The sequence below is a fragment of the Pseudomonas sp. ICMP 8385 genome (assembly GCF_002699915.1).
Lineage (GTDB): Bacteria > Pseudomonadota > Gammaproteobacteria > Pseudomonadales > Pseudomonadaceae > Aquipseudomonas > Aquipseudomonas gessardii.
This window is the reverse complement of sequence record NZ_LKBY01000097.1, coordinates 1-22,060: the sequence shown is the minus strand read 5'-3', so window position 1 is coordinate 22,060 and position 22,060 is coordinate 1. Positions and strand designations below refer to the sequence as shown.

Below are 22,060 nucleotides of genomic sequence, written 5' to 3'. Positions count from 1 at the left end.
TCGGGCTTTCATCCCGCACGCCTGCGCGCTCCGCTTGCGGTATGCAGAGATCAGTTCCTCCCTGGACAGTGCCTGTAGCTCGCACATTCTGATCCATTGAAAAGTCAAACGTGAGTCTGGCACTGGCTTTCTGAAGGGATAAACGCCCAGATTGGATGCAGGCTGAGAAAAGGGCATTCACCAGTGCGGTGAACAGCTTGATAGGAGTGAACCCGACCGAGGGCGATGCCCTGAAGCCGGGTTTATTCGGATTAAGCGAGCACAGCAGCGGGTTCCGCCGTATCGTCACCGCCTCCCTGTGCCGCTAGATCAGGCGAAACCAGACCTTGGGAGGAAGGGGCATAAGGGTAAAAAGCTTCAAACTTGTCATACGGGAAGAGTGACTGAATTTTGTACACGGCGTTTGTAAGAAACTGAGTCTTCTCTATATCGGCGTAATCACCGCTGTACCTTCCAGAGAAGAAGTTGACCTCCCAATAGCCAGCCTTTGGCCGTATTTCTCCCGCAATCCGAGCGGCCTGCATCCCAGTCATACTTGGGTGACCGAGCTCATCAGGTTTTGGAATGTCCTCAGCGACGAATAACACGCCGTCCTTACCTATGGCCCAGATAAGCTTACTCTCAGAGGATGGGTCGTTAGCCACTGAATCGGCCACTTTCTTGTAGGCCTCGTGAACATCAACCAAACGGATTTGTTGCGGATCCCAGAATTTTTTCGCGGTCTTGTTGGTGCCTTTTCCGTTCCGCGAGACCTCGTTCTCTTTAATGTGGTTGGGCGCACGCAATGTCCCATACATGCTATTGAGATGACTTTCGTAGTCATCTCGGCGCTGCTTCACAGCCCTGGTGAACGCCGGGAAGAAGTGCTGATCATCTAGACCGGCGATCTGGCTCTCCTGCCCCTTGAAGCCGGCCAGCATCGCATCTGCATAAATTGGGTCATGAATGTAAATGCCAGATACAGCGTTGCCCAAGGGAATGTCAGTCGCATCCAAGAACACCTGGAAAGCACACTCGGAATCCCAGTAGACATCAATTTGCCACTGTAAGCGTGCGAGGCTGCCAGTCAAGAAACTGAGTTTTTCCTTACGCCAGCGAATCATTCTCTCTTCATCGAGGGTGTAAGTACCCAACACGTCATTGACCTTGCGGTGGGTGTAATGTTTACGGACATCGTCTCGCGCTTGAGCAATCGATGCCAGTTTGATCTCGTACCTGACCGAAGGAACCGGGATCTCAAGTAGAGGACACATTTCATCTTCCAGGTATCCCAATACCTGATCACGAATACGCTCTGCTGTGCCATGAGCGAACTTGAAGTCGATGCGCGTCTTTCTATCTGCCGGGATGATCGAGATATCTGGAACAATAATCTCATGGGGAGCCACCCAGTTAGTGGCATCCGGTTCTCGAATGGACATCGCCAGCCCCCAACGACCTTTTACGGCCTCAGGAGTGGATTCCCCGAAAAATTCGTCAAGCATGACCATTTCTGCTCGTGCGTACGGCCCGAGTCGGTCGTCATGAACGTATACCCATTTCGAATCACCCCGGAAGTCATAACCAAGGGCGGTAATTGCGTGCCCAGCTTTGACGTACTCACCAGCTTCGTTGGGTTCCACGCCGTATACTTTTCCCGTCAAAATGACGGGCAGGTTGCTATTAATGTGAGCAACGAGGGACTCTCGGAAAGATTCAGGAGTTGATTCCTCAAGGCTATTGTTGTGATATCGCAGCCCCTCAATATCAAGCGTTCGCTGGATCTGCTTATTGGTAAGCTCTTTATTTGGGAATCCATTACTGGAACCGTCCACAAAATTCAGGGCGGCGGTGGTGATCTCACTGCAGGATTTAATGTCCTTAACACTACGACCAGGCGAACTGTGCAACGCTGTCCAAATGGCGGTGGTAGCACACGCGGCAACCACCTTGTCCTGTTCTTGGAATGCAATTGAGTCGATTGTCAGCTTGATGCCAAAGAGATTCACATCATAAGGCTTGTCAATTTTCTTCTTGCCCACACCTCGGTCACCACTGACACGAAGGCAGGTTTTCCCCACGAATGTCCTGGTGAGAGGTTTGATAACCATGAAACCGAGGTAGTGCGACTGGAGTTGCTCTAGAGTTTTTACAGCATTGTCATCCTCAGCATCATCTAACATTTCTCCCACGTCACCCGCCAGTAGAGCGTCGAGCCGCTTGTGAGTCAGATCGCAACTGAAGAAGTGAAGCCGAGCGCACTTGTAGCCATCGTTGCCGAAACGCCCCAGGTAAAAACGCGAGTAGTCCTCGAGGAAGTCTCGGTCGATGTATTCGTGCTCAAGCAGGATGCTTCCTACCGTCTTCTTACCCTTCGGAATCTCGGGCATGAAGGACTTCAAGTAGTTATAGATGTACTTGATCTGAGGTTTTTTGAAGATGTCAGCGTGATCATAGCCGTATGGCTCATGAATCAACGCTGCCATCGTCGCCTCTTCGAAGCTGGTGATGAGGTATGGAGTCATTGTGATCGCGCAAAAAAAAGCAGCCCATTAGGCTGCTTTCGGATGAAGGGATTTATTAGAGGCTGCAGGTCTTGGCAAGCAGCGTCGCAGTGACTTCTTGTTTAGCGAATTCACGTGCCAGACGGTGGTTAGTCGCGGCCATGCGATCACGAGCCGCCTTTAGGCTGGCTTCATGAGAACCGTTACGGTTACGGGCCTCTTCGATCATACGCTCAAGAGTCATAGCTCCATCCTCTAAGAATTTTGTTCCACGGTGCATCAACGAATTCCAATGCGCGACCACTGCTTTCAATGGAAAAAAACGTAATACTGCCTCGCTAGCAAAAGCGGTGCGGATTATCGAGCTCGTTCACCAAGCTTCACAAGCAGTACCTGCCGTCAGCCGACAAGCGGCTTTACGACTATAGTTCAGACTTGGCGAAAGCCCCCAAGGTTCAATAAACAAGCAGCCTCAGAACTCGGCAAACGGCAGCCCCGTCACAGCTCCGCTTCTCAGGAACGCCATTAAGGCTCTTCTCCTGCTAGTCGTTACCATAGCGACTAAAACCTCCATCAGGGAGGTGGCCAAGCTGGGCGAAAAATCGTTGATAACCGAGTATGGCATATGGCAATCACCCACTTAAAGTGTATTTTGCCGTTATTTTCGCCCCGTTATAGGGCGCCGGAGCGACGTTTTTTGAGTCTTCCATGCTCCCAGTCAGCGTTTGCTCGTCTGAATGGAAAGGATAGCCGACTAAAGGCTCAGTTATGCGTCGGCCCCCATGGGCCCCACGATGGCGGATTCTTAACGATGTCGATTGAGGTGCTGAGCTCGTCCTGCATGTGTTCAAAAACTCTGTCGAGACTTGGATGAGCTTTCGACTCTCGCAGGGCATTCACTAACGCCAATAGCTCACGCCCTTGAGCCACCGGCATTTGGATGTCGCAATACACGGTGTCATCGCTGTCTCGTTCCACGTCTATTCTCCGTCTGCATCAATCCAGCTTGGGCTTACTTCTGGCAGTTCTGTGTGCCTCGAGGTGCTGCATCTCTGATTCCCAACAAGCCAGGAATTTATACCAGTCCGCAGCGTAAGGCCCATCTAACAATCTGGTCGACCCGATACTCGCCTGATTGAAGCGCTCCCTCCAGGGCTGGGGGATAGTCTGCTCCAAAATGATGTCGATTCCGGAGTTGTGATGCTGCAGCGTGACACAATCCCGAAGCTGGTTGAGATCAAGTGCCTTGTCAGCATTGGGGGAGTATTTCCGTTCTTGAAGGTCAAGGTCATCAAGGATGGATAAGGCATCGAACGCCTTCGAATCGCCTGGAGATATGTGCGCAAGTATCCACAAAGCCTTTCGTCTCTTGGCCTCCAGTTCGCGCAGTTCATCGTCGGGCATTTGAGTTACCTCTTGTTGGCGTTGATGGCGTGCCGCCTGCGGCGTCAGGCTGCCGTAAATCGAGCCCCGCCAAGGCGTGTCTCGACCCTGCGGGCTCGCATCCCTCACGCCTGCGCGCTCCGCTTGCTTGGTGTTTGCGTCTCTGTGAAACATAGATCGTAACGCACCCTCCCTCGTGACTCGCAGCGGAGCATCGCTATTCAGAGCGTTCTGTTATCGTTCTAAAAGTAATTTAGTCGCTCTTAGCCATCAGCCTTCTGGGGAGCCGAGAATGGACACGACTCGACGCGTACCAGGCAGAGCCTACCAAACGGTTCGCGATCCCGAGCGTCTGCTCATTGAAGAGCGCGCCGAAGCTCTATCTGCTGCAGGCTACCCGCTGCCAGATGATGATCCGGCTATGTACGCTGAGCAATTGTTGAAAGAGGCCAGAGCGACACGACGACTACCGTGTTCAGATATTTGTCTTTCGTCCTGTGGGTCACAAGGTACTGACAACTAGGAAGTTAAGAGCTACCGCCCCTCATTTTTATCATCAAGGAAGAAAATGAAATACTCATTGCTTGAAGGCGCTCGTGTAGAGGCCACTCCAAAAGCACGTGGTGTTTGCAGTTTTTGTGGTTCCCAGACTGTCGCTAAATGCGGGAACCATGTCGTCTGGCATTGGGCTCATAAACGTTTGGACAATTGCGATCCGTGGTGGGAAACGGAAACGGCATGGCATCGCGATTGGAAGAATATGTTCCCAACCGAGTGGCAGGAAGTTGTGTTGCAAGCGTCCTCAGGGGAGAGACATATAGCAGATGTCCGAACGCCTTCAGGGATGGTTATTGAGTTTCAGAGATCGACGATACATCCTGAAGAGGTAATCGCGATGCGGATTCCACGGCCATCCGGCCACCTATTCCATAAACATCCGGCCACTGATTCCACGATGATCCGGCCACCCATTCCACGCTCATCCGGCCACCCTTAAGGCAGGCAGCAACTTGCGGATTCCACGGCCATCCGGCCACCTATTCCATAAACATCCGGCCACTGATTCCACGATGATCCGGCCACCCATTCCACGCTCATCCGGCCACCCTTAAGGCAGGCAGCAACGCAGGATTATTCACTACCATCGACCTCTTTTATCGAAGCAGAGAGGTCGTCGTGGAGCGTTTATCCATGCGTAAAATTCGAGAAGTGCTACGTCTCAAATTCGAGGTCGGCCTATCTGCCCGCCAGGTCGCTGGTCCTCTTTTATCGAAGCAGAGAGGTCGTCGTGGAGCGTTTATCCATGCGTAAAATTCGAGAAGTGCTACGTCTCAAATTCGAGGTCGGCCTATCTGCCCGCCAGGTCGCTGGCAGCTTGCAAGTAGGCCGAGCCAGCGTCGGTGAGTACCTCAATCGCTTTGCTGCCAGCGGCCTGACCTGGCCCTCTGCGCTGACTGACGCCGAGTAGCTTGCAAGTAGGCCGAGCCAGCGTCGGTGAGTACCTCAATCGCTTTGCTGCCAGCGGCCTGACCTGGCCCTCTGCGCTGACTGACGCCGAGTTACAACGGCATCTTTTTCCGCCGCCGCCCACCGTTCCCAGCGATCAAAGGCCGGTGCCAGACTGGGCTCATGTACACGGGGAGTTACGCCGCCCCGGCGTAACTCTGGCCCTGCTTTGGCAGGAATACCGACTCGCCCACCCGCAAGGCTTCCAATACAGCTGGTTCTGCGAGCACTACCGCCTCTGGGCCGCCAAGGTCGACGTGGTCATGCGCCAGGAGCACCGTGCCGGCGAAAAGCTGTTCGTCGATTACGCCGGCCAGACCGTACCGGTCATTGATCGGCGAACCGGCGAGATCCGCCAAACGCAGATCTTCGTCGCCGTTCTCGGCGCGTCCAGCTACACCTTTGCCGAGGCCACCTGGTCGCAGAAGCTGCCTGACTGGCTGGGCTCGCACGCCCGCTGTTTTGCTTTTTTCGGTGGCACATCGCAGATCCTGGTGCCCGATAATCTGCGCAGCGGCGTCACCAAGGCGCATCGCTACGAGCCCGACATCAACCCCAGTTACCGCGATCTCGCCGAGCATTACGGCATCGCCGTATTACCTGCTCGCTCGCGCAAACCCAAGGACAAAGCCAAGGTCGAAGTCGGCGTGCAAGTCGTCGAGCGCTGGATCCTCGCCGCGCTGCGCAACCGCCAGTTCTTCTCGCTGGGCGAACTCAACACGGCAATCAGCCTGCTGCTCGAACGCCTCAATCAAAAGCCCTTCAAGAAGCTGCCCGGCTCACGCCGCTCGGCCTTTGAGACCATCGACCAACCCGCACTGCAACCGCTACCAGAACATCCGTACATCTACGCCGAATGGAAAAAGGTGCGGGTGCACATCGACTACCACGTCGAGGTCGAGGGCCATTACTACTCGGTGCCGTACCAGTTGGTGAAGCACCAACTCGAAGTGCGGCTAACCGCTAAGACCGTCGAGTGCTTCCACGCCAACCAGCGGGTGGCCAGTCACCTGCGCTCGCTGCACAAAGGCCGCCACACCACCCAAACCGAGCACATGCCCAAGAGCCACCGGGAGCACGCCGAATGGACACCGCAACGGCTGATCCGCTGGGCCGAGCAGACCGGGCCTAACACCGCTGGCGTTATCGCCTACATCCTTGAGCGCCGAATCCATCCTCAGCACGGCTTCCGCGCCTGCCTGGGCATCCTGCGCCTGAGCAAGCAGCACGGCGAAGAGCGGCTGGAAGCCGCTTGCCAGCGAGCGCTGGCACTGGGCGNCCAGCAAAACCTGCCGCTACTGCCCGACGAACACATCAACCTGCGCGGCCCTGGCTACTACCACTGACCTGAAAAAGGAGCACCAAAATGCTGCCCAATCCGACACTCGACAAGCTGCAAACCCTGCGCCTGCACGGCATGATCAAGGCGCTGAGCGAGCAACACGCCACGCCCGATATCAATGATCTGAGCTTCGACGAACGCCTCGGCCTGATGATCGACCGCGAGCTGACCGAACGTGAAAACACGCGTCTGAGCAGCCGGCTGAAACTGGCACGACTGCGCCACAACGCTTGCCTGGAAGACATCGATTACCGCAGCCCACGCGGCCTGGACAAGTCCCTGATCCTGCAACTGGGCAGCGGCCAATGGCTGCGCGATGGCTTGAACCTGATCATCGGCGGCCCGACCGGTGTAGGCAAAACCTGGCTCGCCTGCGCGCTGGCCCACAAGGCCTGCCGTGACGGCTACAGCGTGCGCTACTTGCGTCTGCCGCGCCTGATGGAGGAACTGGGCCTGGCCCACGGAGACGGTCGATTCGCGAAACTGATGGCGGGCTATGCCAAGACCGACTTGCTGATCCTGGACGACTGGGGCCTGGCGCCGTTTACCGCACCGCAACGGCGCGACATGCTTGAGCTATTGGACGACCGCTACGGCAACCGCTCGACGCTGGTCACCAGCCAGATGCCCGTGGACAAATGGCATGCACTGATCGGCGATCCGTCCGCTCGACGCTGGTCACCAGCCAGATGCCCGTGGACAAATGGCATGCACTGATCGGCGATCCGACCTTGGGCGACGCGATCCTCGACCGGCTGGTGCACAACGCTTATCGGATCGAACTGAAGGGCGAATCGATGCGCAGACGCGCAACGAAATTGACGACGACAGGGACTTCAGACTAACAATGCAAACCTGCGTCGCTGTGCACAACGCTTATCGGATCGAACTGAAGGGCGAATCGATGCGCAGACGCGCAACGAAATTGACGACGACAGGGACTTCAGACTAACAATGCAAACCTGCGTCGCTGCGCTCCGACTGCCTGGCCGGATGAGCGTGGAACGGGTGGCCGGATGTTGGTGGACTGGGTGGCCGGATGGCGTGGAATGCGCATCCTGCGTCGCTGCGCTCCGACTGCCTGGCCGGATGAGCGTGGAACGGGTGGCCGGATGTTGGTGGACTGGGTGGCCGGATGGCGTGGAATGCGCAAATCGCGAGGCAAAACTACTATCAAAATATGATCTGGGTGATCGATGGCACGCGGACTGAGTTCGACAGGTACAACTTCAGAATGGGTTTGTCGAAAGTGTCGGAGAATGGACTGGCTTCATTTAGCTGGCATTCCCGCAGCAAGCTTTTTGCTCGCTGGTGGGTTTCCAAACCCGTGTTCATCGACTTCGGCCCCGATTTCGGTATATGGCGCGTCTTAAGATTCGATCCGACTCAAAAACGTGGAGTGGTGGCTTACACTCACAAGGAAAAGCTGGTCGAATGGATCACCAACGGCACCACCGATTTTAGCTTCAATGGAGGCCCGGCCTCTGATAAATCCGGTACGGCGGGTCAATAAAAACCGACCAAGTGTCTAGCGGGCATCTCTGTCCTTCGGGCTTCTTGCTGTTCTAGCTTGCAAATCAAACACCTTGAGACTACTTAGGGACGGGACGCTCATAAGGTGCTCTCAGGGTATGCCTATACCCGCAAGACACTTGCTGACTCATCATCGAGCTATGCTGGGTCGACATCAAGGAGTCCATGTAGATGCCCAGTGAATACTCGCTATCAGATGTGCTGGAAAGGATGTACCAAAACCAGCTGGCCCTTGAGGCTGCGCTCATGGAGCTGACCCTCCAGGTGGAAGCCCAGGGACATGCGGAAGTCGGCGACAACGTCCGTGGTGCGCTTTACACAATTGGTGAGAACGCTGGTCATATCAAACAGGGGCTGGCCCGGCTCAAAACACTCCCATGAACCAGCCGCTTTTCGATTTTGATCTCAAACGCGTTTCCCGCACGCACTACATCACTGGCAAAGCTGCGATCAATTTTCCAGATCCAGGTAGTACAACGGGAGGATGGCATTTCCTGTCTTACTTCGACCGAAAATCCGGCGTGGCCAAGGTGTCCTTGGCAGGTATTCATTATCCAGATACGACCGATTTCTTTGGAGACGCTGGACTCATCGACGTAACCGACGAGCTTGCGATGAGAGGCTGGTCAGAAGACGGCAAAAGGCTGTTCATGGCGGATCACTACCGTGCCGCAGCAGACATGATTATTAAGTGGGCGGTAGGTGACGCCAAACGCTGCAACGTCGAAATCGCTGATTGGTTCCCTTCAACATGCGAAAGGCAGGGATTGTTGGTGATGTTGGATTTAGGGAAACCGGTGCTTTTACGTAGAGGAAGGTTGCAAAAAATGGAAGCTTGGCTTCGCTCGCAATGACCACCGCAAGTCTGCGTGTCTGTTCCTTCTTCCGAATGCCCTCTGAACAACTGCTTTTGTTGAGCACCGCTTCCCAAGCCTTGCAGCAAGGAGTAGCGTAGCGATTACTACATATCGAGTAGATATTCCTACATGAAAAATTGGCTCGCATTGATCCTTGGCTTACCCACCGCCAACGCCACCGAGCGCATGCGAGCCTGGCGTGCCTTGAAAGCTTCAGGTGCCGCTGTACTCCGTGACGGTGTTTACCTGCTCCCTGATACCAGCGCTTGCCGCGAAGCTCTGACTTCTGTCGAACGAGACATATTGGCCATCAATGGCACCGCCTACCTCCTGCCTGTAGTTGATCCCAACGGTGAGCGCTTTATCGAGTTTTTCGACCGCAAGGATGACTACACCAAACTTGGTGGAGAGATCGAAGGCTGCCGTGAGCAGTTGAATGCTGAAAATGCGCTGGCGACGACCAAACAAATCCGCAAGCTGCGCAAAGCCTACGATCAGATAGCGAGCATCGATTACTTCCCAGGTGAACCAAAGCACCAGATTGATGCGGCTCTACAGGAGTTAGAGACGGCAGTCAGTAGAGCCCTGTCGCCGGATGAGCCGCACAGCAGTAATCAACCGATATCGGTACTCAATCTCAGCGATTATCAGGGCCGTATCTGGGCAACGCGTAAACGTCCCTGGGTCGACCGGCTCGCCTGTGCCTGGTTGATCCGCCGCTTCATCGACCCGCAAGCTCAGATCGTCTGGCTGAACACTCCACAGGACTGCCCAGTCAACGCCTTGGGGTTTGATTTTGATGACGCAACCTTCAGCCATGTTGGTAACCGCGTCACCTTTGAAACCCTACAGGCCAGTTTTCAAATCCAGATACAAGGTCTAGGTCGCATTGCTGCCCTTGTGCATTACCTCGATGTTGGCGATATTCAGCCGGTGGAGGCTGCCGGGATTGAGCGGGTGCTTGCTGGGCTGCGAGAGACCATTTCCGACGACGACCAACTTCTGGCTGCCGCGAGCGCCATCTTCGACGGCCTGCTCGCCGGGTTTGTGAAAGAGGAGCAACCCAATGAGTAAAGTTATGGCACCAGAGGTTGAAGCGAATCCGTTGAGGCCTGAACAGATTAGTCTGCGTGAGGCGTTCTGGTTCTGGTTGAAGCTCGGTTTCATTAGCTTCGGCGGGCCTGCGGGCCAGATCTCGATCATGCATCAGGAGTTGGTGGAGCGGCGACGCTGGATTTCAGAACGCAGATTTCTACATGCCCTCAATTACTGCATGTTGTTGCCAGGGCCCGAGGCTCAGCAACTGGCGACTTACATTGGTTGGCTGATGCATCGAACGTGGGGAGGCGTGGTCGCCGGCGCGCTGTTTGTGCTGCCCTCACTATTCATCCTGATCGCGCTGTCGTGGATGTACATCGCGTTCGGCGAAGTACCCGTGGTAGCCGGACTTTTCTACGGCATCAAGCCCGCCGTGACGGCCATCGTGGTGCAGGCGGCGCATAGAATCGGCTCTCGGGCACTGAAGAATAATTGGCTGTGGGCGATAGCAGCGGCTTCATTTGCCGCCATCTTTGCATTCAATGTTCCGTTCCCGCTGATCGTCTTAGGGGCAGCGTTGATTGGCTATTTCGGGGGGCGAATGGCACCCGAAAAATTCAGAGCCGGTGGCCATAGCGCCGCCAAAAAATCCTTCGGCCCGGCCTTAATCGATGACGACACGCCGTCCCCCGAACATGCTCGGTTCAGCTGGTTGAAATTGGCCTCACTCGCACTGATTAGTGCCGTGCTATGGGCTTTGCCGATGGGTGTTTTGACCGCGCTCTTTGGGTGGGAAGGAACCCTGACCCAGATGAGCTGGTTCTTTACCAAAGCTGCATTGCTGACCTTCGGCGGGGCTTATGCCGTACTGCCGTATGTCTATCAAGGCGCAGTCGGTCACTATGGCTGGCTAACCCCGACACAGATGATCGACGGCCTTGCGCTGGGGGAAACCACGCCAGGGCCGCTGATCATGGTGGTGGCTTTCGTCGGCTTCGTCGGGGCCTATGTCTCGCAAGTGTTCGGGGCTGATCAGGTGTTTCTGGCCGGAGCTGTCGCAGCTGCCCTGGTGACCTGGTTCACCTTCTTACCTTCGTTCCTGTTCATCCTTGCGGGTGGCCCTCTGGTTGAGTCGACCCACAACGAACTCAAGTTCACTGCACCGCTTACCGCCATCACCGCCGCCGTAGTTGGGGTGATCCTCAATCTGGCGTGCTTCTTCGGGTATCACGTGCTTTGGCCGAAAGGCTTCAGCGGCAACCTCGACTGGCCTTCAGCAGTAATCGCCATCGCAGCGGCAATAGCATTGTTCCGCTTCAAGCGCGGCGTCATTCAGGTACTGATGGCCTGTGCGCTCGCTGGTCTAGCAGTACATCTGTTGCGCTAGCTATCACGAGCGGATTAAACAGCGTCCGTCAGACACCCAGGCCCCTTCAGATCTGAAGTGACCAGCTCACACCAAAGCCCAGCCTGACGCTGGGCTTTTGCCATTTAATGGCAGTGGTAGTCGTTGGTTTTATGGTTTCGATGGCAACCTTTTGAATCAGTACCGCCGCTGTGCGAGAAGGCAGCAACGGACGTAATCGAAAGTAAAGCGGCGATCAAAATGGCGGACAGCTTCATCAGGGTCTGCTCCTTGCTCATATTTTTATATCCGTGAGAGGTCTCACGCCCGGCAGCGTATGGCTAAGTGCCTTCACCGAGCAAGCGCATCCTGCTTGATTTCGCAAATATTCGATGAGCGACTGATCGGCTGCTTCTTGAGCTAATGCCGGCTCTAGTTTAGGATGACTTCATATCCCCCCCAGGGGGATACGAATCCTCGATAAGCGAACAACTCGTCGCTTTGTTAATTCGAGAAAAGCTCGGCAACCAACTGGGCGCGTGTGTCCTTATGTGAGATTTCTCATGCTGAAAATCTTAGCCAATCGAACCTACCGCCACCTCTTTCTCGCACAAGTGATTGCGCTTGTGGGGACTGGTCTTGCCACTGTCGCATTAGGACTACTGGCGTTCGACCTCGCAGGAGCCCAAGCCGGCGCCGTCCTAGGTACGGCGTTAGCAATCAAGATGACGGCATACATCGGCGTTGCACCGATTGCAGCGGCTTTTGCAGAACGTCTACCGCGTCGGGCAATGCTGGTTTCACTGGATCTTGTGCGAGCACTGGTCGCACTTGCACTGCCGTTTGTAACGGAAATCTGGCAAATCTACGTGCTGATTTTCGTCCTTCAGTCCGCTTCGGCAGCGTTCACTCCGACGTTCCAGGCGACCATTCCAGACATCCTGCCGGATGAGGATGACTACACCCGTGCCTTGTCACTATCGCGTCTGGCCTACGATCTCGAAAGTGTTGCCAGTCCGATGCTCGCCGCTGCACTGCTGACCGTGATCAGCTTTCATAATCTGTTCGCGGGTACGGTCATTGGTTTCCTTGCTTCTGCGGCTCTAGTCGCTACGGTGCTGCTACCCAAAGCGAAACAGGTACCACGACGCAGCATTTATGAACGAACCACCCGTGGTATGCGCATATTCCTAGCTACGCCCCGGTTACGGGGACTGTTGGCGCTCAATCTTACGGTAGCTGCCGCTAGCGCCATGGTGATCGTCAATACAGTAGTTCTGGTGCAGTCGCGCTTCGCTCTGCCTCAGAGTTCCACTGCTTTGGCCCTGGCAGCGTTTGGGGGAGGGTCGATGGTGTCAGCCTTGGTCTTGCCCAGGCTGCTGAAAAACATCAAAGACCGAACTGCCATGCTGTTCGGCGGAGGGATATTGGTCGCGGGTTTAGCGGTTGGCATTAACGTCACCACTTATAACTTGCTTCTACCACTATGGTTGGTGCTTGGGGTTGGCTACTCCCTTGCCCAGACTCCTAGCGGTCGCATCTTGCGTCGCTCAGCACATGCTGAGGATCGTCCAGCATTATTTGCTGCCCAGTTCGCCTTATCCCATGCCTGCTGGTTAATCACTTACCCTCTGGCGGGATGGTTGGGAGCACACTACGGCCTGGCCGCATCGTTCATTGCGCTAGCGGTCTTGGCAGCAGGCTCGCTTATCATGAGTAGCCTCATCTGGCGACCAGCTCATGATCGAGAAATCGTCGAGCACACTCATGATGAACTATCAGACAATCGTGCCCATGTTGACGACACCAACGCAGAAAGGCATGAACACCCGTATGTGATTGATGATCTACATCGTCGGTGGCCACGCTGATGGAGCGAAGAGTTCTCAAGCCTTCGAGTCCAGAGCAAAATTTAGTGATGCATCGACAAGAGCTGTCACATACAACTGGATGATGATCAGAAAATAGGTAAGCGAGAGGCTTTGGGGGATCATGAACCTCACCCGATTGAAACAGTTTTTTTTGATTTTCTTTTGTACCCGCTACATCGCTCGGCACTACCGGCGACTTGCATTGCTGGAAACGTTAGCCCTGGTAGGCGCGAAACGAAAAGTGCGTGCTATACCGGCAAAGTCGGTTGTCGTAGACACGGAGAAATGACACACGCTTATTCTTGAACGGAGGAACCTACACAATTTTGACCAAACGAAAGGACGCGCTTGTTGCGAGGCAGGCCTCCAATCATGTTGAGCACCACATACGAAACCGCTTCCCGCTGCATGCAAGCCTTCTAGCCTGGTGCTGGCTTAACTGGCCGTCATCAGCTTCGACGCAGCGGACATGGCAGTAAGCATTGGCATCAAGCGAATGGTGCTACTCTTTGTACGGTCTATTTGATGGTAGGGGAGGATCAAATTAGAGGGGAATGTGTTTAGGGGGGATCAGTAAGGCCGAGAACTCACGTCTCCATGCTCGAATTCAAACTAGCGCCAACCGGTATATGGCGAGCCGATAGAAACGCACTGTCGGCGTGCATATGAGCAGTCCGCTAACCCTCGGCCTACCACATGCCATGAAAGGATTTGCGATGGAGGCTGATAACGGCGAAATAGGCAGTGAAGCGTAGCCGAGGGGTCATGGTAAAAAATTGCGTTAACGCTTTTGGGGACAGTCGCCCTGCAGGATATATCGAATGGAGTGAAGCTTTCCTTGAGAGTCCTGATAACTCATATAGCTATCGACATTTCCACAATATTTTACTGGTGGGGAAACATGTATAGTCTTGGCAACGTCTAGCTTCATGCCATACACATAATCCTTAACTTCAGGAACTGGTTCGCCGACTTTGCTGGCATAATTCTCGAGCGCAACCTTGTTGGCGCGCTCAACCCTTTCAACGTCTGTCTTCGATTGCGTTTGCGCATTAATAAATTGCGACGCAAAAGCAAGCGCGATAAAAACTGAAATCTTAATAGTCTTCATGTCGTAACCCACACCCTTTAGTTTGAATTTGCCTTAAACCACAAGATTTGAATTAGAAAGCGCCCAAAGGGCGCTAGCTTTAACAGTGATCTAGACGGCTGAAAGATCAATCAGCCCCCAATCAAACTTGCACGCAAACATTCATAGCTAAAAATCTATAAAAATAGCGACGTGCAAATTAGATCAAGGCCAAGTTCACAATCAAATTTTGTTCCGTTTACGTCTAGCCCGCTTACAAAGAAACAAGAGGGTATTCTACAATTAGCCTAAACTCATCCAGGTCAGACTCAAATTGAGTCGCGCGTGTATTAGACTGGCGTATGCGGAATGACATATCTTTCATTTTTCCAGTTTGAACTACATATTTTGCTTCGATGTCGCGCTCCCACCTCTTTTGATTCACGAGCGGACTGCCCTCGGCATCACGGCGCATGTAGACACTATTCGCACTCGAGTAGTCAATATCACTACCTCGGCCATAACGCGTCATAAAGCTGAGTCCAGGAACCCCGTACGACTTCATGCTCAGATCATAACGCAGCATCCAAGATTTTTCCTTGGGGGCGTTGAAATCACTATATTGTATTGAGTTGTCCAAGAAAACAGAGTCGGATTGTCGTAAATAGTCGAAGTCGTTTTCGCCATTGTTTCGTTGGTGGGTTAAGGCGAGTGTGTGGCCACCAAACTGAACACCAAAACGCCCGCTCCAAATATTGGTATCAAATTCACCTAATAACTTCTTGCCTTCGTCAACTGCACGATAGTAATTAAAACCACCGATCAACGCGAGATTATCTGTGAGAGCGTAGCTGAGGTTCGTACCGAAATACGTTTGATTCCATACATCCTGAAGTTGGCCAGCATGCAACGCGAAACTTACGTTCTCATTTAGAACGTAGTCACCACCGAAATAGCTCATTCCTGGTGAGTTTACAGGGCCTGCGTAGAAGGTCGCAAAACCATCCCTCATATCGCTTGATACAGGCTGACTCATAGAATGGAGCCGGCCACCTTGCAATGTCAGGCCTTTGATGCTGTTATTGGAAAATATAGTACCTCTAAAAGACTCAGGAAGTAGACGCGAATCACCGTAATACACTACTGGGCTGGTAGGAAACACGTCGCCTACTTTGAGCTCCGTATCAAAGGCGCGAATCTTCGCGGCGCCTCCAATTTTAGTGTACTCATCACGGGCATCCCCGTTACTGTCAACTGGAAGAACATCAAACGAACTTCGCCCACCATTGCGTCCGCCACCAGTGTCCAATTTCAAGCCGATCATGGCGAAAGCATCTAGTCCGAAACCAATCGTCCCTTGGGTGTAACCAGAATTGAATTTCGCAATGAATGCTTGAGCAGTCGCCTCAGAATATCCCGCCCCCCTGGTGCAGTTTCACCATTACGATTATCCCTGTTGAAATAGAATGTTCTGCTGGTAACGGTAAATTTACTACCTTCAACAAAACCTTCTGACTTCTCTGCACTATAGGCGACTGAGCTAAACCCAGCTATTGCCGCTAATACGCCTGTTGAGATCTTGGTTATCCTAGTCATGTCTGCTCCGAAGATTTGGCAGTTTCTTATGATGACGGCCTTTTTTATAATGGTGATTGCAATGACCGCCACTCATTCTGACCTACAAACATAACCTCAAGATGATTGAAGAATTACAAATTTGAAAGAATTCCGGCAGCTGATTGCGCTGCCGGAATGGTGGCTCAACTGTGATCGAGATCCCAGATCCAGTGGGCATCAATCAGGAGGGATAAGTTTGTCTTTAACGTCTCTACTTGTGCCTCTAGGGCCGTTGTGGCTGCCGAAACGGATTGGCGGCGGGCTAAAAGCAATGATTGAAGATCCGCCTCCCCCAACTCATACGCTCGTTGAGTCTGGCTCTTGTTCGTTTCCATCTCCTGAGCTCCGTCCTTGGCAAGCAGATAGCTTTCAAAGGCGCCTTCAGCCAACGCCAGATTTTGTGTAATCAAGGTCGTAAGTTGTCGCTTAACAAGCGCTGAATCGTGCCTAGTAGCGTCTTCCTGCGCCAACGCTTGAGCATAACGCGCACTACGTGACCGGCTAGGTATTGGCATACTCACGCTGACGCCATAGATACGCTCTCTGTTACCCTGCTCAGAGTTCGTAAATACGCCAAATGTGGGGTCGGGTATTTTATCCGCCCGGGCACGTCCGGACAAACCTTCAGCGCGCCTTGCAGTTGCGATGGTGCGCCTCAGCTCATCGCTTTGCTCAATAATTCTCGCCGTCCAGGACTCATCATTTCCAGTAACTTTTACGGGAGCCGGCAGAGCGACTCGCGCTCGCTCAACGCCAGGAAACTTGGTGGTAAGCGCAATCCAAGTCGTAGTTGCCTTCACCTTTGCATCATTACCCGAGCGTAATTGATCGGAGAGCTCTGCCTTAGCGATATTCACGTCAAGCGTAGATGCGTCCCCCGCTCTGTTGCGTTTCTGCACTGCTGCCAGGCTATCTTTAGCCGACTCTACTCCTCTCGCCGCAATATCTCGGGCCTCCTCAGCAGCTTGCCAATCAAGCCAAGCTAACATCAGTTCACGGGCGGCTTCATGCCTAGCTTCACCATAACTAGCCTCCGCAATTTCAAGGGTTGCGGTACTGATATCCGAGTCAGCACTAGACTTTCCAGGGAGCCGTATGGTGCGCTCTACTCCAGCCGTCCACTCGTTATAGTTAGGCCCCCCCTGGACACGACGCTGCTGAGAGGTACCGTTAACTATCCATTCGTAAGGAGATCTTTTAATAATCCCCGCCTCCTGTATAGCCGCATCCAGACTGGCCCGGGCTGACTCTACTCGTGGATCTGCATCCAATAGCTTTGTCGCAATGCTTGCTGGTAAAATTTGAGCAGGTGGCAATGGCATTTCAAAAGACTGAGGCTGAGCCGCTCCACTGGCACCCAGTAGTAATACTAGAAGTAATAACTTTTCCATCACACCAGAACTCCCGAACGGTAAATAGGGGTCGACCAATAGCGAATACCCGAGCTAGTGAAAAGCCTCTCAAATTCACTAATCCAGAGTTCGAAGCGTTCCTCGTCTACCACGACAACGATTTCCGTTTCTTTAGCGCTTCCCATAACCTGCTCCGCAGAGTTCAACATGGAGTTGGATAGTCCATGTACTGAAACCACCCTGCTCGTAAAGACTCCGATGCTAGGATCACAAAGAAAATAGTCAGAAACCTTCTCTTCAAGACTTAGCGGCAAAAGTAGAGTAATTCGCAAGTTAGGCATTGGAGCTCTCCTTTTTCGAATGAGCAAAACGCAAATACAGTATCGGTAAGAGGAGAAGTGTCAATGCCGTAACAGTGATCAAGCCGCCTATCACTACAATAGCCAAAGGGCGTTGAATTTCTGAGCCAGGGCCCGTTGCAAATAGAAGTGGAACCAGTCCAAAAGCAGTAATAGAAGCAGTCATGAGGACTGGTCTTAACCGGCGCCTTGAACCTTGGATGACTACGTCTTTAATAGCCATCCCTTCATGATAGAGCTGATTGAAATAGCTGACCAAGACGATCCCGTTGAGTACCGCGATACCTAACAGTGCGATGAAGCCGACTGAAGCTGGCACTGACAGATATTCGCCAGTAACCCAAAGGGCAACGATACCGCCTACAAGTGCAAAAGGAATATTGCTAAGAATAAGCAGAGCCTGTCTGACGGATCCAAATGTCGAAAACAGCAGCACGAAAATCAAGCCAAGTGCGACTGGAACCACAATAGATAATCTCGCAGCAGCGCGCTGTTGATTCTCGAACTGCCCACCCCAAGTAATTGTGTAACCTTTGGGTAATTCGATATTTTTGGCAACCGAAGCCTTGGCCTCCTCAACAAAACCTACCAGATCCCTGTTACTCACGTTCGCAATTACTACGCCATATCGGCTACCCATTTCACGGTCAATTTTAACGGGGCCGTCCGCACGAACTAACTTGGCGACATCGCGCAGAGGAACAGACATTCCTGAAGGTGTAGTGATAATCAAAGCATCGAACTCCGCCGGTGAGGTACGAACACTTTTATCAGCACGAATCAAGATCGGCGTACGCTGATTGCCCTCGATCACAATGCCAGCTTGCTTACCTTCAATCTGAACTCTAAGTATGTTTTGAATGGTTTCAACATCAAGTCCTAATCGACCTGCTTGCAATCGGTCAATTTCGACTCGCAAGTATTGGACACCGTCATTTTGAACCGTATAAACGTCCTGGCTACCGTTGATTGTCTTCAGTAATTCTTCAATTTGGGTTCCGAGCTTATTGAGTGTGCCAAGGTCTGGGCCATATACCTTCACGGCCAAGTCGCCCCGAACACCAATAATCATTTCAGATACACGCATTTCGATAGGCTGAGTAAAGCTGTATTCGATACCAGGTAAATTATCTAGAACTTTACGAATCTCATTCAGCAAATCTTCCTTAGAGCTCATGCGCCACTGGTCTTTTGGCTTGAGCAGCAAATAGGTGTCAGTCTGATTGAGACCCATAGGATCCAAACCAATCTCATCAGAGCCAGCGCGAGCTACAACTCCTTTTATCTCTGGTATAGCCGTCATCAACGCCATTTGAATCTTTTTATCCAGCTCGGCAGTTTGCTCGAGACTGATGGATGGCAATTTCTCTATACCCACGATCAAGTCCCCTTCATCCATTGTAGGCATAAAGGTTTTACCGACTTGTGTGTACACAATCCCAGCGGCTAAAAGCATAACTGCAGCACCAACAAACACTACTTTTTGCTTCTGCATGCCCCAACTCAAAATCGGGTTATAGAGCCCTAGAAGCTTTCTCGCCAACCAAGGATCTTCATGCTTTACCTCTTTTAAAAAATAAGATGAAAGCACAGGTATAACAGTTAAGGAAAGCAGCAACGACCCTGCCAGTGCAAAAGCAATCGTCAGCGCTACAGGGACGAAAAACTTGCCCTCAAGGCCTTGTAGGGTCATTAGAGGGAGGAAAACAGTAATGATGATCAAGATACCAGAAGTTACAGGAACAGCGACTTCTCGAACGGCTCGGAATATGAGATGAAGCCTTGGAACTTTTCCACGAGACTCATCGGTAGCCAGTCGCTGCACGATGTTTTCAACAACGACCACTGCCGCGTCGACCAGCATCCCGATTGCAATTGCTAACCCCCCCAAGCTCATAAGGTTGGCAGACATATTAAATAGTCGCATAAGGATGAAAGTAATCAGCGCCGCAAGTGGCAGCACGAGCGCAACGGTCAAAGCCGCACGAATGTTCCCCAAAAATAGTGCAAGTAGAATGATGACGAGTACGGTTGCTTCAAGTAAAGCTTTGAAAACAGCACCGACAGCTTTATCTACCAGAGACGAGCGGTCATAGAAACTCGTAATCGATATCCCTGCAGGTAAGGTAGGTGCTAACTCTGCCAATTTGTCCTGCACGCCTTTAACCACCTCACGCGCATTTGAACCAGCAAGGCCTAGTACCAATCCTTGCACTGCTTCATTGGTGCCATTCTGAGTTACTACGCCATAGCGTGTGAGCGTTCCGATCTGTACTCTCGCAATGTCGCTAACTCGAACCGGAGTTCCGGTCGTCGCACTCACCACTATATTTTTTAGATCGTCAAGCGAGTTAATGCTGCCCTCACTTCGCACCAATAATACTTCATCGCCTTCGGCCAAACGTCCTGCACCATCGTTCCGATTATTTATACTTAGAGCATTCGATAGTTGCTCCAGGGTTATTTTATTGGCTGCCATCTTCATAGGGTCAGGAAGCACCTCAAAAGTGCGCACCAAACCACCCAGGGAGTTGACATCGGCAACTCCAGGCACTGTCCGCAGCGCCGGCCTAATTACCCAGTCCAACAAGCTTCGGCGTTCTACCAGCGATAAAGAGTCTCCGTCGACCGTAAACATGAACATTTCCCCTAACGGGGTAGTGATAGGAGCCATGCCACCGGAAATACCCTCCGGTAAACTGTCCGACAGATTTCCGAGTCGCTCAGCAACCTGTTGGCGAGCCCAGAAAATGTCGATGCCATCCTGAAAATCGATGGTGACGTCTACCAGACCATATTTCGTCACTGATCGAAGTGTTTTGGTGTTCGGAATGCCAAGCATCTCAACTTCGACGGGTACTGCGATACGACTCTCTACCTCTTCCGGCGTCATGCCGGGGGCTTTCATAATAATTTTAACTTGAGTGCTTGCAACGTCTGGAAACGCATCAATCGGCAGGCCGCGATAGGCATACCAACCCGCAGCAGAAATCAAAACCGTAACCAAAATTATAAATAATCGTTGGGCCAGAGAAAATTGAATGAGCTTGTTCAAAATCATTCTGCTTCCCCTTCAGCAAGCCAGGCGCCTTTCAGCGCAATCACACCACTGATAGCTACTTGGTCTCGTGGTTGAAAGTCACCTTCAATTCGCACGTATTGGCCTGTACTGGCCATAACTTCGACAGGGCGGACTGAAAAGCCCTGCTCAGTTTTCACAAATACGACTGAGTCTGCCTTATTGCGAGCGATAGCGGACAATGGTAGATCCCAAGTATTTCCTGAAGATGCTACTGGAATATCGACTGAAATATACTCACCAGGCCTCAGCTTACCTTGAACGTTCTCTATTTCTGCTCGCATTATTACAAACTGATTGCCCGACGCTATAATGGGGCTGATGCTTTTAATTTTCCCTGATACATCTTTACCTACAACATTTACAATAGTACCTAAGCTTATATTTTGCGCAGCCGTTGAAGCGGCCTGTATATCTACCCACAGAACCTTGACTTGGGCGATATTCAATAAAGCTGTAGCAGCATCAACTCTCTGGCCGGGCTTCACCGAGATAGACGTGACAATACCGTCTTGAGCCGCCGCCAAAATAATTCCGTCCGAAGGCGAACCCGACTTTATAATTTTATCGGTGTCAGACTTCGAGAGACCTGCAAGTGAAAGTTCTGAGCGCACCTGTGATAGCGTTGCCTCAGCCTCACGTAAGGCTGCCTCCGCTTCTTGCGCCCTCCGTTGAGGAATAATGCCCTCTTCAAAGAGAGTATTTTCGCGGTTGTAGGCTTTTCTAGCGAGGCTTGCTCGAGATGAAGCCTGTAGCAATTCAAGCTGCAATTGGCTCATGGCGGGGCCTGTCAACCGCACCACCGGGTCACCTTTTGTTACAACCTGAAATTCCGAGACGAGAAGCTGCGAAACCATAGCCTGCATCGGTGACGTAACGATCTGTTCTGCGCCGGGAGGTACGACCACCTGAGCAGGGTAACGATTTTTTAGATCTCCAGAGTTACTAAGAACTGGTGCTGTCTGGATTCCCATCGTCTTCATCTGATCGGTGCTTATATTAAGCTGTTCAACCGCCCAGGCTTGACTTCCTAAAAAACAGGAAACCAAAAGCGTGATGTTCCGGCGAAGTTTGAAGCTAGTGGTTTTCGTCATCTTCTTTCCTAATAGCGAAGTTTGGCATGTTTAACCTAGGGATGGTCTGAAGTAGCCATGTATTTCCCCGGCATACCACCTAGCGCAACTTTTAAACTCGCCAAATGATCAAAAAACAATCAATTCGACGAG

Annotated in this window: 17 protein-coding genes and 3 pseudogenes; 9 read left to right on the top strand and 11 right to left on the bottom strand. The window is 52.4% G+C overall.

Annotated elements, in window-relative coordinates; all coding sequences use genetic code 11:
- Positions 1-251: 251 nt before the first annotated feature.
- From AO268_RS13840 to AO268_RS13825, 4 genes are all read right to left on the bottom strand, one after another.
- Positions 252-2,465 (bottom strand): hypothetical protein, encoded by a 2,214-nt coding sequence (locus AO268_RS13840; RefSeq protein ID WP_010203400.1) that lies wholly within the window; start codon positions 2,463-2,465, stop codon positions 252-254.
- A 94-nt stretch (positions 2,466-2,559) separates the two neighbouring features.
- Positions 2,560-2,727 (bottom strand): hypothetical protein, encoded by a 168-nt coding sequence (locus AO268_RS32735; protein ID WP_010203399.1) that lies wholly within the window; start codon positions 2,725-2,727, stop codon positions 2,560-2,562.
- Positions 2,728-3,245: 518 nt separating this feature from the next.
- A complete protein-coding gene (locus tag AO268_RS33185; protein ID WP_007246723.1) occupies positions 3,246-3,461 on the bottom strand; it encodes a hypothetical protein in 216 nt (71 codons plus the stop codon).
- 18 nt (positions 3,462-3,479) lie between these two features.
- Positions 3,480-3,887, bottom strand: a complete 408-nt coding sequence (locus tag AO268_RS13825) for a hypothetical protein (protein ID WP_038448081.1) — start codon at positions 3,885-3,887, stop codon at positions 3,480-3,482.
- A gap of 547 nt (positions 3,888-4,434) precedes the next feature.
- Here AO268_RS13825 and AO268_RS32730 point away from each other — a divergent pair.
- The 8 genes and pseudogenes from AO268_RS32730 (at position 4,435) to chrA (ending at position 11,529) form a co-directional block, all read left to right on the top strand.
- On the top strand, positions 4,435-4,863 hold the full coding sequence (locus tag AO268_RS32730) for a competence protein CoiA family protein (protein ID WP_176561370.1): 429 nt from the start codon (positions 4,435-4,437) through the stop codon (positions 4,861-4,863).
- Between the two features lie 291 nt (positions 4,864-5,154).
- Positions 5,155-6,718: pseudogene (gene istA / locus AO268_RS13815) on the top strand (IS21 family transposase).
- Positions 6,719-6,738: 20 nt separating this feature from the next.
- Positions 6,739-7,559: pseudogene (gene istB, locus AO268_RS13810) on the top strand (IS21-like element helper ATPase IstB).
- Positions 7,560-7,849: 290 nt separating this feature from the next.
- The gene (locus tag AO268_RS13795) at positions 7,850-8,227 is read left to right on the top strand and encodes a hypothetical protein (RefSeq protein ID WP_141562815.1); all 378 of its coding nucleotides are present in this window, start codon (positions 7,850-7,852) and stop codon (positions 8,225-8,227) included.
- A 191-nt stretch (positions 8,228-8,418) separates the two neighbouring features.
- Entirely contained in the window at positions 8,419-8,628 is a 210-nt protein-coding gene (locus AO268_RS13790) for a hypothetical protein (protein WP_033898334.1), read from the top strand.
- Entirely contained in the window at positions 8,625-9,101 is a 477-nt protein-coding gene (locus AO268_RS13785; protein WP_032894812.1) for a hypothetical protein, read from the top strand. Before AO268_RS13790 ends, AO268_RS13785 begins: the two co-directional genes overlap by 4 nt.
- A 132-nt stretch (positions 9,102-9,233) precedes the next feature.
- The gene (locus AO268_RS13780) at positions 9,234-10,178 is read left to right on the top strand and encodes a chromate resistance protein ChrB domain-containing protein (protein ID WP_044269477.1); all 945 of its coding nucleotides are present in this window, start codon (positions 9,234-9,236) and stop codon (positions 10,176-10,178) included.
- Positions 10,171-11,529 carry a chromate efflux transporter gene (gene chrA / locus AO268_RS13775; RefSeq protein WP_033898332.1) on the top strand — a complete coding sequence of 453 codons (1,359 nt, stop codon included), beginning with the start codon at positions 10,171-10,173 and terminating at the stop codon, positions 11,527-11,529. Before AO268_RS13780 ends, chrA begins: the two co-directional genes overlap by 8 nt.
- A 104-nt stretch (positions 11,530-11,633) precedes the next feature.
- Here chrA and AO268_RS13770 read toward each other — a convergent pair whose 3' ends face one another.
- The gene (locus AO268_RS13770; protein ID WP_223817870.1) at positions 11,634-11,786 is read right to left on the bottom strand and encodes a YHYH domain-containing protein; all 153 of its coding nucleotides are present in this window, start codon (positions 11,784-11,786) and stop codon (positions 11,634-11,636) included.
- A 264-nt stretch (positions 11,787-12,050) separates the two neighbouring features.
- Between AO268_RS13770 and AO268_RS13765 the strand changes: the two genes are divergently transcribed.
- A complete protein-coding gene (locus AO268_RS13765) occupies positions 12,051-13,358 on the top strand; it encodes an MFS transporter (protein WP_034139959.1) in 1,308 nt (435 codons plus the stop codon).
- Between the two features lie 781 nt (positions 13,359-14,139).
- Here the strand turns inward: AO268_RS13765 and AO268_RS13760 are convergent.
- The 6 genes and pseudogenes from AO268_RS13760 to AO268_RS13735 form a co-directional block, all read right to left on the bottom strand.
- A complete protein-coding gene (locus tag AO268_RS13760) occupies positions 14,140-14,469 on the bottom strand; it encodes a DUF2790 domain-containing protein (RefSeq protein ID WP_033902240.1) in 330 nt (109 codons plus the stop codon).
- A gap of 232 nt (positions 14,470-14,701) precedes the next feature.
- Positions 14,702-16,023, bottom strand: a pseudogene (locus AO268_RS13755) (OprD family porin).
- Between the two features lie 164 nt (positions 16,024-16,187).
- Entirely contained in the window at positions 16,188-17,435 is a 1,248-nt protein-coding gene (locus AO268_RS13750) for a TolC family protein (protein WP_033902317.1), read from the bottom strand.
- A complete protein-coding gene (locus AO268_RS13745; RefSeq protein ID WP_033902318.1) occupies positions 17,435-17,737 on the bottom strand; it encodes a DUF3240 family protein in 303 nt (100 codons plus the stop codon). The genes AO268_RS13750 and AO268_RS13745 overlap by 1 nt, the downstream gene beginning before the upstream one ends.
- Positions 17,730-20,816 carry an efflux RND transporter permease subunit gene (locus AO268_RS13740; protein WP_186352427.1) on the bottom strand — a complete coding sequence of 1,029 codons (3,087 nt, stop codon included), beginning with the start codon at positions 20,814-20,816 and terminating at the stop codon, positions 17,730-17,732. The genes AO268_RS13745 and AO268_RS13740 overlap by 8 nt, the downstream gene beginning before the upstream one ends.
- Complete coding sequence (locus AO268_RS13735) at positions 20,813-21,928, bottom strand: efflux RND transporter periplasmic adaptor subunit (protein ID WP_099168991.1); 1,116 nt, start codon at positions 21,926-21,928, stop codon at positions 20,813-20,815. Before AO268_RS13735 ends, AO268_RS13740 begins: the two co-directional genes overlap by 4 nt.
- Between the last annotated feature and the right edge of the window lie 132 nt (positions 21,929-22,060).

What these genes read in the sequence shown, in the direction of transcription:
- AO268_RS13765 (WP_034139959.1), top strand. Translation starts at nt 12,051, where the DNA reads ATGCTGAAAATCTTAGCCAATCGAACCTACCGCCACCTCTTTCTCGCA.
- AO268_RS13770 (WP_223817870.1), bottom strand. Translation starts at nt 11,786, where the DNA reads ATGAGCAAGGAGCAGACCCTGATGAAGCTGTCCGCCATTTTGATCGCC.
- AO268_RS13740 (WP_186352427.1), bottom strand. Translation starts at nt 20,816, where the DNA reads ATGATTTTGAACAAGCTCATTCAATTTTCTCTGGCCCAACGATTATTT.
- AO268_RS13825 (WP_038448081.1), bottom strand. Translation starts at nt 3,887, where the DNA reads ATGCCCGACGATGAACTGCGCGAACTGGAGGCCAAGAGACGAAAGGCT.
- AO268_RS13780 (WP_044269477.1), top strand. Translation starts at nt 9,234, where the DNA reads ATGAAAAATTGGCTCGCATTGATCCTTGGCTTACCCACCGCCAACGCC.
- AO268_RS13750 (WP_033902317.1), bottom strand. Translation starts at nt 17,435, where the DNA reads ATGGAAAAGTTATTACTTCTAGTATTACTACTGGGTGCCAGTGGAGCG.
- AO268_RS13785 (WP_032894812.1), top strand. Translation starts at nt 8,625, where the DNA reads ATGAACCAGCCGCTTTTCGATTTTGATCTCAAACGCGTTTCCCGCACG.
- AO268_RS32735 (WP_010203399.1), bottom strand. Translation starts at nt 2,727, where the DNA reads ATGACTCTTGAGCGTATGATCGAAGAGGCCCGTAACCGTAACGGTTCT.
- AO268_RS13840 (WP_010203400.1), bottom strand. Translation starts at nt 2,465, where the DNA reads ATGGCAGCGTTGATTCATGAGCCATACGGCTATGATCACGCTGACATC.
- AO268_RS13735 (WP_099168991.1), bottom strand. Translation starts at nt 21,928, where the DNA reads ATGACGAAAACCACTAGCTTCAAACTTCGCCGGAACATCACGCTTTTG.
- AO268_RS13760 (WP_033902240.1), bottom strand. Translation starts at nt 14,469, where the DNA reads ATGAAGACTATTAAGATTTCAGTTTTTATCGCGCTTGCTTTTGCGTCG.
- AO268_RS13795 (WP_141562815.1), top strand. Translation starts at nt 7,850, where the DNA reads ATGGCGTGGAATGCGCAAATCGCGAGGCAAAACTACTATCAAAATATG.
- AO268_RS13790 (WP_033898334.1), top strand. Translation starts at nt 8,419, where the DNA reads ATGCCCAGTGAATACTCGCTATCAGATGTGCTGGAAAGGATGTACCAA.
- AO268_RS32730 (WP_176561370.1), top strand. Translation starts at nt 4,435, where the DNA reads ATGAAATACTCATTGCTTGAAGGCGCTCGTGTAGAGGCCACTCCAAAA.
- AO268_RS13745 (WP_033902318.1), bottom strand. Translation starts at nt 17,737, where the DNA reads ATGCCTAACTTGCGAATTACTCTACTTTTGCCGCTAAGTCTTGAAGAG.
- chrA (WP_033898332.1), top strand. Translation starts at nt 10,171, where the DNA reads ATGAGTAAAGTTATGGCACCAGAGGTTGAAGCGAATCCGTTGAGGCCT.